Source organism: Pseudomonas sp. (genome assembly GCF_036387035.1).
Lineage (GTDB): Bacteria > Pseudomonadota > Gammaproteobacteria > Pseudomonadales > Pseudomonadaceae > Aquipseudomonas.
Genome location: NZ_DASVUM010000157.1, coordinates 1 through 12,504, shown reverse-complemented (window position 1 = coordinate 12,504; position 12,504 = coordinate 1). Strand labels below are relative to the sequence as shown.

12 protein-coding genes are annotated in these 12,504 nt (G+C 59.9%); all 12 read left to right on the top strand.

The window, feature by feature from the left end; all coding sequences use genetic code 11:
• Positions 1 to 148: 148 nt before the first annotated feature.
• Positions 149 to 1,150, top strand: a complete 1,002-nt coding sequence (locus tag VF672_RS15075; protein WP_331105375.1) for a D-cysteine desulfhydrase — start codon at positions 149 to 151, stop codon at positions 1,148 to 1,150.
• A gap of 229 nt (positions 1,151 to 1,379) precedes the next feature.
• Positions 1,380 to 2,177 carry a cystine ABC transporter substrate-binding protein gene (gene tcyJ / locus VF672_RS15070; RefSeq protein WP_331105374.1) on the top strand — a complete coding sequence of 266 codons (798 nt, stop codon included), beginning with the start codon at positions 1,380 to 1,382 and terminating at the stop codon, positions 2,175 to 2,177.
• Positions 2,174 to 2,842, top strand: a complete 669-nt coding sequence (gene tcyL, locus VF672_RS15065; RefSeq protein ID WP_331105373.1) for a cystine ABC transporter permease — start codon at positions 2,174 to 2,176, stop codon at positions 2,840 to 2,842. Before tcyJ ends, tcyL begins: the two co-directional genes overlap by 4 nt.
• Before the next feature lie 3 nt (positions 2,843 to 2,845).
• Positions 2,846 to 3,589 (top strand): L-cystine ABC transporter ATP-binding protein TcyN, encoded by a 744-nt coding sequence (tcyN, locus tag VF672_RS15060; RefSeq protein ID WP_331105372.1) that lies wholly within the window; start codon positions 2,846 to 2,848, stop codon positions 3,587 to 3,589.
• 569 nt (positions 3,590 to 4,158) lie between these two features.
• Complete coding sequence (locus VF672_RS15055; protein ID WP_331105371.1) at positions 4,159 to 4,893, top strand: hypothetical protein; 735 nt, start codon at positions 4,159 to 4,161, stop codon at positions 4,891 to 4,893.
• 485 nt (positions 4,894 to 5,378) lie between these two features.
• Positions 5,379 to 6,620 (top strand): SfnB family sulfur acquisition oxidoreductase, encoded by a 1,242-nt coding sequence (locus VF672_RS15050; protein ID WP_331105370.1) that lies wholly within the window; start codon positions 5,379 to 5,381, stop codon positions 6,618 to 6,620.
• Between the two features lie 37 nt (positions 6,621 to 6,657).
• Positions 6,658 to 7,863, top strand: coding sequence for an SfnB family sulfur acquisition oxidoreductase (locus VF672_RS15045; RefSeq protein WP_331105388.1), 1,206 nt, complete (start codon positions 6,658 to 6,660; stop codon positions 7,861 to 7,863).
• Positions 7,863 to 9,236, top strand: coding sequence for an LLM class flavin-dependent oxidoreductase (locus VF672_RS15040; RefSeq protein ID WP_331105369.1), 1,374 nt, complete (start codon positions 7,863 to 7,865; stop codon positions 9,234 to 9,236). Before VF672_RS15045 ends, VF672_RS15040 begins: the two co-directional genes overlap by 1 nt.
• 66 nt (positions 9,237 to 9,302) lie before the next feature.
• On the top strand, positions 9,303 to 10,097 hold the full coding sequence (locus tag VF672_RS15035) for a MetQ/NlpA family ABC transporter substrate-binding protein (RefSeq protein WP_331105368.1): 795 nt from the start codon (positions 9,303 to 9,305) through the stop codon (positions 10,095 to 10,097).
• A 2-nt stretch (positions 10,098 to 10,099) separates the two neighbouring features.
• The gene (locus tag VF672_RS15030; RefSeq protein WP_331105367.1) at positions 10,100 to 11,227 is read left to right on the top strand and encodes a methionine ABC transporter ATP-binding protein; all 1,128 of its coding nucleotides are present in this window, start codon (positions 10,100 to 10,102) and stop codon (positions 11,225 to 11,227) included.
• Positions 11,217 to 11,861 carry a methionine ABC transporter permease gene (locus VF672_RS15025; RefSeq protein ID WP_331105366.1) on the top strand — a complete coding sequence of 215 codons (645 nt, stop codon included), beginning with the start codon at positions 11,217 to 11,219 and terminating at the stop codon, positions 11,859 to 11,861. Before VF672_RS15030 ends, VF672_RS15025 begins: the two co-directional genes overlap by 11 nt.
• Before the next feature lie 223 nt (positions 11,862 to 12,084).
• A partial coding sequence (locus VF672_RS15020; protein ID WP_331105365.1) for a class I SAM-dependent methyltransferase occupies positions 12,085 to 12,504 on the top strand: 420 nt, incomplete at its 3' end.

Below are 12,504 nucleotides of genomic sequence, written 5' to 3'. Positions count from 1 at the left end.
GGAATCACTCTACGGCATCCATTCGCGGCAAAAAAATAACAATTTTCGTGGGGCTTCTCTTTAGGGGATGAAGGATCAAGGCCTGTTGCCCTGTAAGAAGCGTCTGCCTATAGTCCTGCGACTCACTTGCGGACCTGTCCACACGACCATGATCAAACAACAGCTCGCCCATTTTAACCGTCTGGAACTGCTCGGCGGCCCGACGCCACTGGAAAAGCTCGAGCGCCTATCGGCGTGGGCCGGTCGTGACATTTACGTCAAACGCGACGACATCACGCCGCTTGCCATGGGCGGCAACAAGCTGCGCAAGCTGGAATACCTCGCGGCTGATGCTCTGGCCCAGGGATGTGACACGCTGATCACCGCAGGCGCCATTCAGTCCAACCACGTGCGCCAGACCGCTGCCCTGGCTGCCAGGCTTGGCCTGGGCTGTGTCGCCCTGCTGGAAAACCCGATCGCGACCGACGACAGCAATTACCTGGGCAATGGCAATCGACTCTTGCTGGATTTATTCGATGCCAAGGTCGAACAGGTCGAAAACCTCGACAACGCCGATGAGCAACTGCAAGCCCTGGCGAGCCGATTGCGCCTGAGCGGCAAGAAGCCCTACCTCGTACCGATCGGCGGTTCGAATGCGCTCGGCGCACTGGGTTATGTGCGGGCCGGTTTTGAACTGGCAGAGCAGATCAAGCAAAGCAGCCTGTCGTTCGCAGCCGTCGTTCTCGCCTCCGGCAGTGCTGGCACCCACAGCGGACTGGCATTGGCCCTAGCCGAGGAATTGCCCGGGCTGCCGGTGATCGGCGTGACCGTATCGCGCCCGGAGGAAACCCAGGCGCCCAAGGTTCAGGGCTTGGCCGAGCAAACCGCTGAGCTACTGGGCGAACCATTGCCCGCCGGGTTCAAGGTGCAGCTGTGGGATGAATACTTCGGCCCGCGATATGGCGAACCGAACGCCGGCACATTGGCGGCGATTCGGCTGGTGGCCAGCCATGAAGGGCTGCTGCTTGACCCGGTCTACACCGGCAAGGCCATGGCCGGACTGCTCGACGGCATTGGCCGTCAGCGTTTCGAAGACGGCCCCATCGTATTTCTCCATACCGGCGGCGCGCCTGCGTTGTTTGCTTACAACGATGTCTTCTCGACGCTATGAAGCCTGGGTTACGCCACGCTCAGGGTATTGGGCGAGCGCTATATTCTAAAAATAGATAAGCAATCCGCTTTTTATTATTTTTCATCTCTACGCACGGGTCTTATGATCGCCGCCAGCCGGCGCGCACAGGCCCGCAGGCGACTGAAAAAGCTGGATAAACCCGTGATGCCAACGTAGCTTCGTCAGGTCTGATACTTGCCTGACATTCCAATTAAAACAGGGGACTTTCATGAACATGTCTGCAATCCGCCGCACCTTTCTGTTGTCGGCCTTCAGCCTCGTGCTGGGTACCGGTCTGGCCAGCCAGGCGGTCGCTGGCGATCAGTTGGCTACGATCAAAAAGAACGGCACCCTCAACGTCGGCCTGGAAGGCACTTATCCACCGTTCAGCTTTGTGGGCGAAGACGGCAAACTGACCGGCTTTGAAGTGGAGTTCTCTGAAGCACTGGCCAAGGAGCTTGGGGTCAAGGTCAAGCTGCAAGCCACGCCGTGGGCCGGCATTCTGGCGGCGCTGGAGTCCAAACGTCTGGACGTCGTGGTCAATCAGGTGACCATTTCCGACGAGCGCAAGAAGAAGTACGACTTTTCCGAACCCTACACCGTCTCGGGCATCCAGGCGCTGGTGCAGACCAAGGACGTCGGCGTGATCAAAACCGCGGCCGATCTGAAAGGCAAGAAAGTCGGCGTCGGTCTGGGCACCAACTACGAAGAGTGGCTGAAAGCCAACGTGCCGGACGCGATCGTCAAAACCTACGACGATGATCCGACCAAATACCAGGACCTGCGTGTGGGCCGCATCGACGCCATCCTTGTCGACCGTCTCGCGGCACTGGAACTGGTTGCCAAAACCAAGGACAAGCTGGCCGTTTCCGGCGAACCGTTCTCTCGTCAGGAGTCGGGTATCGCCTTGCGCAAGGGCGAGCCTGAGTTGCTGGATGCCATCAACAAAGCCATCGAAAAGCTGCGCGCCGACGGCACCCTCGCCAAGCTGTCGGACAAGTACTTCAAGGCTGACGTGACCAAATGATCCCAGAGAGCCTTCAGCTCGCGCTGGACTCCGCGCCCTTCCTGCTCAAGGGCGCGTATTACACGGTGGGCTTGAGCCTGGGATCGATGTTTTTCGGATTGGTGCTGGGCTTCGGCCTGGCGCTGATGCGTTTGTCGAAGATCTGGGCCATCAGTGCCGTCGCCAGGGTCTACGTGTCGTTCTTTCGGGGCACGCCGCTTCTCGTCCAGCTGTTCATGATCTATTACGGCCTGCCGGACCTGGGCATCGAACTGGATGCGATTACCGCAGCGCTCATCGGCTTGTCGCTGAACATGGCCGCGTATGCCTGCGAAATCCTTCGGGCCGCGATCGGTTCGGTGGACCGAGGGCAGTGGGAAGCCGCCGCGAGCATCGGCATGACGCGCGCCCAGACCATGCGCCGCGCCATCCTCCCGCAAGCTGCACGCACCGCGTTGCCGCCACTGGGCAACAGCTTTATTTCACTGGTCAAGGACACGGCAATGGCCGCCACCATTCAGGTGCCCGAAGTGTTCCGCCAGGCGCAGCTGATCTCCTCGCGTACGCTGGAGATTTTCACCATGTATTTCACCGTTGCGGTGATCTATTGGGTGCTGTGCAGCATTCTGGCGCATTTTCAAAATCGCCTGGAAGCACGGGCCAACCGCCACGATGTGGAGTCCTGAGGCATGATCACGGTTGAAAAACTGACCAAGCAATTCAAGGGCAACGAAGTCCTCAAGGGCATTGACCTGACGGTCGAGCCGGGCGAAGTGGTGGCAATCATCGGCCCCAGCGGATCGGGCAAAACCACGCTGTTGCGCTGCTTGAATCTCCTGGAAGTGCCCACCAGTGGCAGCATTGTCGTGGGTGATATCAAAGTCGATTTGAGTCGCCCGTTGGGTCAGCAGCAGGGCCTGATCCGGCAATTGCGCCAGCATGTCGGGTTTGTCTTCCAGAACTTCAATCTGTTCCCCCATCGCACTGCGCTGGAAAACGTGATCGAAGGCCCGACCGTGGTCAAGAAGATGCCGCGCGAGCAGGCCATTGAGCTGGGCCGCGTGCTGCTGGCCAAAGTCGGCCTTGCGGGCAAAGAAGACGCTTACCCGCGTCGTCTGTCCGGTGGCCAACAGCAGCGCGTGGCGATTGCCCGTGCGTTGGCCATGGAGCCCGAAGTCATTCTGTTTGATGAGCCCACGTCGGCGCTTGATCCCGAGTTGGTGGGCGAGGTGCTCAATACCATTCACGCCTTGGCTCTGGAAAAACGCACGATGGTGATCGTCACCCACGAGATGAGCTTCGCGCGGGACGTCGCAAACCGAGTGATCTTTATCGACAAGGGCGTGATTGTTGAACAGGGTGAGGCCAAAGAACTGTTCGCCAACCCTAAAGAAGAACGCACAAGGCAGTTTCTTGAGCGCAGCAGGAATTAGTCCGAAACGTTATGTGTTCAAAACGGCGCCAACAGGCGCCGTTTTCTTTTCCGTTAATATTTGGCAAAGCGTTGATTCACTAAAAGCCCTACTGTTTCAACGCCAGCCAACCGGTCCGTTCCATCTATTTATTCAATAAGTCGGCCTCTTCCACCGGCCGCTTGTTCGCAACGTTGATTGACCCTTTACCCGCCCACAAATAACTCCATCACACACTTTTTTATCGGCTCGCTGGCCGCCTAACCCCAGCGCTGGCCGGTCAGGTAGGACCTCCGCCGCAGCTCCATTCCCATAAGCAATGCTTGAGTGTAGGAATCTTCTGCATTTAAGCCAGACACAATTTAATAATTCAAATCTCGTTGACACAAACACCGCAACACAATTAGCTAAAAACGCTCCCAACTTGTTTTCTGGCCAAGACAGCAACTCTCTAATTACCACCATTTGTAATGTTTGCCATGTCTGCGCATCCCGGCGTGTACTAGTGCCAAGCATCTCCACGCAGCAATGGCGACGAACAAGCCACCTGACATGCCTTGAACCAGGCCTACATTCGAAGAGTATTAACGATGATCCATACCCCTGTAGTGACGCAGTCTTTTCCACTGATGGCCCCGTATCTGCCGCAATCGAACAAGCACGGTATTGGTGCCTTGGCAGCAACCGACCTGCGAGTACACATTGATCCTTATCCAGAGATGGACTGTGGCGACTTGATTGAACTGTTTTGGGGAGGCTGTTATGCCGCCTCAAAACTTCTGTCGGAGTCCGACATTGGACATACATCAGTCCTACATGTACCCGAAAGTTTTCTGCGAAGTGGAAAAGTGAAGACCTACTATCGCGTCACCAAAATTGGCAGCGAACCCATCAAGTCCCCTGGCGCCAAGCTGTGGGTCAAACTGGAGACTCCTGGCGGTCAATTGGTCAGTGGCGAGGGCGATGAGAACCAGGGACTGGCGCCGGTGACGTTCGCCGAGTCGGTCATGCTGGACGGTTTGACTGCTCGCCACTTCGATGAGGGTGTCCAGCTCACCATCGACGCTTACCCCAACATGGACGCCTACGATGAGATCACCTTGCGCTGGGGTGACAGGCGTCTGGACCTGCCTGCGCTCACCGATGAAGAGGTCGGCATGCCCATTGATGTTCACGTGCCGGCCGCGTTGGTGCGGGAGGCGGGCGATGATCCGCATCTGGAGGTGAGCTACTGTGTGATTGACCGGGTGGGCAATAACTCGCGCTGGGCGCCGGCGCGGTTGGTCAATGTATCGACCGGCATTACCGATGAGGCCGACGCTTGATATCGGACCTGTCCTGGGCACTGTCGCGGCGCATCATTGGCGCCGCGATACGTCTGCCGCCTTCCCACTTGCGATCGTGAAGGGCTTCACACATCAGCGACACCGAAGAAACCTCCCACAGCATCTGCAACTGCGTCCTACGGCTTCTCCCTCGCTTCGGGAAAACAGGCTGCTAGCCTGCGGTAAACCCTTCTTGAGGTGTTAGCCATGCATTGCAGACGTATTGCCAGGTACATGATTCTGGCGCTGGCCTTCGGCTCCTGCCTGACCTACGCACAAGCCACGGGACTGGCGACGGCAAACGCCATTTCGCCTTCTATGCTTATTCCCAAATGCGAGTTTATTTAATTTTTATACACGCTTAGGGTATATGCACCGGACCACCGGACCATCGTCAATTTTCTCGCCGCCACTGCGGTATTGATTCGAGGTTCGAATGGTTAAGCACAACGACCCCAGTGCTCGCGCTCGTGAAGGTCACCACCATGACTGATCTGAGCGCCCTTTCAGTCCAGCACACCCTGGACGTGGCTCCTCCCCTGCACCCAGCCAACCTGTTGCGCGACGACGCCGACGCCATTGCTGCGGCCCGTGAGCTGGCGGCCACCGTGCGCACGCACGCCGCCACTCGAGACCGCGAGCGGCAACTACCGTGGTCAGAAATCGAGCTATTTGCCCGCAGCGGCCTCGGCGGCATCTCAATACCGCGCGCGTACGGCGGACCGCAGGTGTCATTCGTGACCGTGGCGGAGGTGTTCGCCATCCTGTCGGCGGCCGATCCTGCCGTGGGCCAGATTCCGCAAAACCACTTCGGCATTCTCAATTCCTTGGTCGGCAGCGCCACCGAGGCCCAGAAAGAAACCCTTTTCGCGAGCATTCTCGGGGGCGCACGCATCGGCAATGGCGGCCCCGAGCGCGGGACCAAAAACACCCTGGACATCCGGACACGGCTGACCGCAGACGGTGATCAATTTTTGCTCAACGGGCGCAAGTTCTATTCGACTGGCGCGTTGTTCGCCCATTGGGTCGCGGTCAAGGCGATCAATGACGACGGCAACCAAGTCCTGGTCTTCGTGCCACGCGGGACGCCGGGCCTGCACATCATTGACGACTGGTCCGGCTTCGGCCAGCGCACCACCGCCAGCGGCAGCGTGCTACTGGAGAACGTACGGGTGACCGGTGAGCTGGTCGTTGATAACTGGAAGCTTGGCCTGACGCCGAACATTCAGGGCGCAGTCTCGCAGCTGATTCAAGCGGCCATTGATGCAGGCATCGCCCGGGAAGCCATCGACGACAGCATTCAGTTTGTGCGCGAGCGTTCGCGGCCTTGGATTGACGCCCAGGTCGAGCGCGCCAGTGACGATCCGTATGTGATCGCCGACATCGGCAAACTGAAACTGGAACTGCACGCCGCCGAAGCGCTGCTGCGCAAGGCCGGGCGCGTGCTGGATGACATTGCCGCCGCCCCTATCGACGAGTCGTCGGCGGCGCGAGCCTCCATCGTGGTGGCTGAAGCCAAGGTACTGACCACGCAAATCGCGCTGCAGGCCAGCGAAAAGCTGTTCGAGCTGTCCGGGAGTCGCGCAACGCTGGCTGAATTCAATCTGGATCGTCACTGGCGCAATGCGCGGGTTCACACCCTCCACGACCCGGTGCGCTGGAAGGTGCACGCTGTCGGCGCCTGGCACCTCAACGGCACCCTGCCCGCCCGTCATTCCTGGATATAACCAGACCACTGGAAACTCACCTATGAGCCTTCAAACCTTGCCGCGTAACACTCAGGCGACCACGGTGACCGCGATCATTCGCGACGATGCCGAGGCGCTGCACATCGCCCGCACCCTGGCGGAAGATTTCAAACAACAGAGCGCCACGCGTGATCGCGAACGCCGTCTGCCGCACGAGGAGCTGCAAGCGTTTTCCCGCTCGGGCCTGTGGGGCATCAGCGTACCGAAAGCCTACGGCGGCGCCGGTGTGTCCAATGTGACCCTGGCCGAGGTTATTCGTATCGTCTCGGCCGCCGACGCTTCGCTGGGGCAGATTCCGCAGAACCATTTCTACGCACTGGAAGTGCTGCGGGTGAACGGCAGCCCGGCGCAGCAGGCGCGACTGTACGCCGAGGTGCTCGCCGGTCAGCGCTTCGGTAACGCGCTGGCGGAGCTGGGCACCAAAACCGCTCACGACCGCACCACCCGACTGAGCCGCGACGGTAACGGCTGGCGCATCAACGGCCGTAAGTTCTACGCCACCGGCGCCCTTTACGCCCAACGCATACCGACCTCGGTGGTCGATGACAACGGCGTGCAACAGCTGGCATTTGTGCCCGCGGACGCAGCGGGGCTAAGCGTGATCGACGATTGGAGCGGCTTCGGCCAGCGCACCACAGGCAGCGGCTCGGTAGTGTTCGATAACGTGTATGTGGGGGCCGACGACGTGGTGCCGTTTCAAACCGCCTTCGAGCGCCCGACCACGGTCGGCCCGCTGGCGCAGATCCTCCATGCCGCCATCGACACCGGCATTGCCCGCGCCGCCTTTGAAGACGCGCTGCATTTCGTGCGCACCCGCACGCGGCCCTGGATCGATTCAGGCATCGAAAAAGCGGTGGATGACCCGCTGACGCTTCACAGCTTCGGCAAGCTCGGCATCCGCCTGCACGCGGCCGAAGCCTTGCTCGAACGTTCAGGTGAATACCTTGATCAAGCCCAGGCCGAGACCACGCCAGAGCGCCTGGCCCAGGCATCGATTGCCGTGGCGGAAGCACGGGCAATCAGCACCGAAATCTCTCTGGAAGCCGGCAGCACCTTGTTTGAACTGGCCGGCTCTCAAGCCACGCTGGCAGAGCACGGGCTTGACCGCCACTGGCGCAACGCGCGAGTACACACGTTGCACGACCCTGTGCGCTGGAAGTACCACGCCATCGGCAATTACTACCTGAACGACGTCAACCCGCCACGCCGGGGGACGATCTGATGAGCAAGAAAAAGATCCTCCTCAACGCGTTCAACATGAACTGCATCGGCCACATCAATCACGGTTTCTGGACGCACCCGCGGGACACGTCGACCCAATACAAGACCCTCGACTACTGGACGAACCTGGCGAAGTTGCTGGAGCGTGGCTTGTTCGACGGTCTGTTCATCGCGGACATCGTCGGGGTCTATGACGTTTACCAACATTCCGTTGATGTGACGCTGAAAGAGTCGATCCAGCTCCCGGTGAATGATCCGTTGCTGCTCGTATCGGCCATGGCCGCAGTCACGAACAACCTCGGCTTCGGCCTGACCGCCAACCTCACCTACGAGGCGCCGTATCTGTTCGCCCGTCGCATGTCGACGCTGGACCACCTGACGCGCGGACGGGTGGGCTGGAACATCGTCACCGGGTACCTGGACAGCGCCGCGCGCGCCATGGGCCTGACCGAGCAGATCGAACATGACCGCCGCTATGACCAGGCCGACGAATACCTGGAGGTTTTGTACAAACTCTGGGAAGGCAGCTGGGAGGACGATGCGGTGATCGAGGATCGGCAGGCACGCGTTTATGCCCAGCCGGAGAAGGTCCATTACGTGCGGCACAGCGGCGAGTTCTATCAGGTGGAGGGTTATCACCTGTGCGAGCCGTCGCCGCAGCGTACGCCGGTGTTGTTTCAGGCGGGCAGTTCAGAGCGCGGTTTGCAGTTCGCCGGCAGCAACGCCGAGTGCGTGTTTATCAGTGCGCAAAACAAGCCCGCAACGCGGGAGCAGGTCGACAAGGTCCGCGCCAGTGCCGTGGCCGCCGGGCGCAATCCCGATGACATCAAGGTGTTCATGGGGCTCAACGTCATCGTCGGTGCCACCGAAGAAGCCGCGCGGGACAAGCATGCCGAATACCTGACCTATGCCAGCGCCGAGGCAGGGCTTGCGCATTTTGCCGCGTCCACCGGCATCGACTTCGCCGAATACGAACTGGATGAGCCGATCCAGCATGTGAAAGGCAATGCCATTCAATCGGCGACCAAGGTGCTCAAGAACAACGACTGGACCCGTCAGAAACTGCTCGATCAGCACGCATTGGGCGGCCGTTACATCACGCTGATCGGTTCGCCTGAACAGGTGGCCGATGAGCTGGAATCGTGGATCGCCGAAACCGGTCTGGACGGTTTCAACCTGACCCGCATCGTCACCCCGGAGAGCTACGAAGACTTTATCGAGCTGGTGATCCCGGAATTGCAACGACGCGGCTCGTACAAGACCGCTTATGAGCACGGCACCCTGCGCGAGAAGCTGTTTGAAGACGGCAACGCAAGGCTGCCGGAACGGCACGCGGGGGCAAGTTTCAGGGCTCATCCCCCATTGCAGGCGTGAGCTTGCTTGCGAGACGGCCTTACAAATACCCAAACATCTAAACCAGACCACTGAACCGGATACCCCATGACCAAAACCCTTCTCTCCCTCGCGCTGTCCCTGGGCCTGTTTTGCGGCGTCACCCAAGCCGCCGATCAACCGCTCAAAGTCGGCACCACGGCGGCATTCGCCATCCCATTGGAAGCCGCTGTCGCCGAGGCGGAGAAACAGGGCCTGAAGGTCGAGTTGGTGGAGTTCACCGACTGGATTGCGCCCAACGTCAGCCTCAACGCCGGCGATATCGACGTGAATTACTTCCAGCACATTCCGTTTCTGGAAAACGCGAAAGCGGCGTCGGGTTTTGACCTGGTGCCGTATGCGCCCGGCATCATCAACAATGTCGGGCTGTATTCGAAGAAGTACAAAAGCTTCGATGAGCTGCCGACTGGCGCCACCGTGGCCATCGCCAACGACCCGATCAACAGCGGCCGAGGCCTGCAGCTGTTGGCCAAGGCCGGCTTGATTACGCTGAAACCGGGCGTGGGTTACAAGGCCACCGAAGACGACATCACCGCCAACCCCAAGAAGATCAAACTGATTCAGGTCGAAGCGGTGCAACTGGTGCGCGCTTATGACGATGCCGACCTGGTGCAGGGCTACCCGGCCTACATCCGTCTGTCGAAAACCTTCGATGCCGGCTCGGCGATCCTGTTCGACGGCCTCGACCACCCGGAATACGTGATTCAGTTCGTCATCAAGCCCGACCACAAGGATGACCCGCGTCTGGCGAAATTCATCGACATCTACCAACACTCCCCGGTCGTGCGGGCCTCGCTGGATAAGGTCAACGGCACGCTGTACCAGGTCGGCTGGAAGAACTGATCATGACTGCATCCGCGCAACGCATTTTACCGCTCGGCGGTGCTGCCCCGCATGCCGCCGAGCAGGCAGCCCTGCATCCAGAGAAGCAAAACGCCCACGTGCGCTTCATCAATCTGGGCAAGGTCTATCAAGGTGAGCAAGGACCGGTGCCGGCGCTTCAAGGAATCGATCTGGATATCCAGCGCGCAGAGGTGTTCGGCATCATCGGCCGCAGCGGCGCAGGCAAGTCTTCGCTGATCCGCACCATCAACCGGCTGGAAAAACCCAGCAGCGGGCGGGTGCTGATCGATCAGATCGACATTGGCGAGTTCAACGAAGACAAACTGGTGGAGTTGCGCCGACGCATCGGCATGATCTTTCAGCATTTCAACCTGATGTCGGCCAAAACGGTGTGGCAGAACGTCGAATTGCCGCTGAAGGTCGCCGGCGTGCCCAAGGAACAGCGCCAGCGCAAAGTCGCCGAGCTGCTGGAATTGGTGGGACTGGAGGGCAAGCACAAAACGTATCCGGCACAGTTGTCTGGAGGCCAGAAGCAGCGGGTCGGCATCGCCCGGGCGCTGGTGCATGATCCGGCCATCCTGCTCTGTGACGAAGCGACTTCAGCCCTCGATCCGGAGACCACCCAATCGATTCTCGGGCTGCTGCGCGAGATCAATCGGCGCCTGGGCCTGACGATCATTTTGATCACTCATGAAATGGCCGTGATTCGGGAAATTTGCGACCGGGTGGTCGTGCTGGAAAAAGGCGAAGTGGTCGAGCAAGGCCCGGTCTGGCAAGTGTTCGGCAACCCCCGGCATGAGGTAAGCAAGACGCTGCTGGCGCCGCTGCAACACGCCCTGCCGGAGGACCTTCAAGCGCGCTTGCAGGCGCACCCTTCCGAGCAGCACGCCAGCGTTGTGCTGGACCTGCACTTCACCGGCAGCGACGCCAGGGAGCCTGACTTGTCAGCGTTGTTCAGCGCGTTTGGTGGGCGGGTCAGTTTGCTGCACGGCGGCGTCGAGCGCATTCAAGGGCGCGCCCTGGGTCATCTCCTGCTGGCGGTGGCTGACTCGCCGTGGTCGGCGCAGGAACTTCTCGATGTCGCGCGCAAACACGCGCACCACGCGGAGGTGTTGGGTTATGTGGCTTGATCGTCTGTGGCAAGGCGTCATCGACACCTTTTTGATGGTGGGCGTGTCGTCGCTGATTGCGTTGATACTGGGCATTCCGCTGGCGGTTGTTCTGGTCACCAGCGGCAAAGGCGGGATCTTTGAAGCGCCCAATGTGAATCGGGTGCTGGGCGCGTTCGTGAACATCTTCCGTTCCGTACCGTTCCTGATTCTGATGGTCGCGCTGATCCCGTTCACGCGGCTGATCGTCGGCACGACCTACGGCGTATGGGCCGCGGTGGTGCCCCTGACGATCGCGGCGACGCCATTCTTTGCGCGTATCGCGGAAGTCAGCCTGCGCGAAGTCGACCACGGGCTGATTGAAGCGGCACAAGCAATGGGCTGCCGTCGCTGGCACATCGTCTGGCACGTGCTGCTGCCCGAAGCACTGCCGGGCATTGTTGGCGGTTTTACCATCACCCTCGTGACGATGATCAATTCATCAGCCATGGCCGGTGCCATTGGCGCGGGTGGCCTGGGCGACATCGCGTACCGCTACGGTTATCAGCGATTCGACACGCAAGTGATGCTCACCGTGATCGTACTGTTGGTGATACTGGTGGCTGTGATTCAGTTGGGCGGAGATCGATTGGCGTTGCGGCTGAACAAGCGTTGATCAGAGGGCGCCTCGCCGACTTAAGCCGGTCCCACTGACTGACCGCATGCACTTGGTGGGACCGGCTTCAGCCGGGAAAGAGTTAGGTGTCATGCATGAGATCGCACCTGCTGTCTCGTGCCCGTGCCTATCCTTAACGTCGGGCGCGAATCTGATGCCAGAGCGGCGTTGAAGTCCGTGAGCGCGGTATATTGGCGGCCTTATTCGCCCAGACACTCGCCCCATGAAACTCGACACAGAAGACCTCGCCCAGATCACGGCCACTACCCTCGGCAATTACAACGACGTCGCTGAAGACTTTCGCGAAGGGACACGCCACCACGATGTGAGCCAGAACATTGATGCGCTGCTGCGCAATATCATTGCGCCTGCACCGTTCCATATCCTCGATTTTGGCTGCGGGCCAGGCCGTGATTTGCAAACGTTCACGGCCCTGGGCCACATCGCCACCGGCTTGGATGGCTCGGAACGCTTCGCCGAGATGGCTCGCCAGGACAGTGGCTGCGAAGTGCTTCATCAAAACTTCCTTGAGCTGAATCTGCCCACTGAGCGTTTCGACGGCATCTTCGCCAATGCCTCGCTGTTCCACGTGCCACTTCAAGAATTGCCTCGGGTGTTGCGCAAATTGCACGCCGCGCTGAAG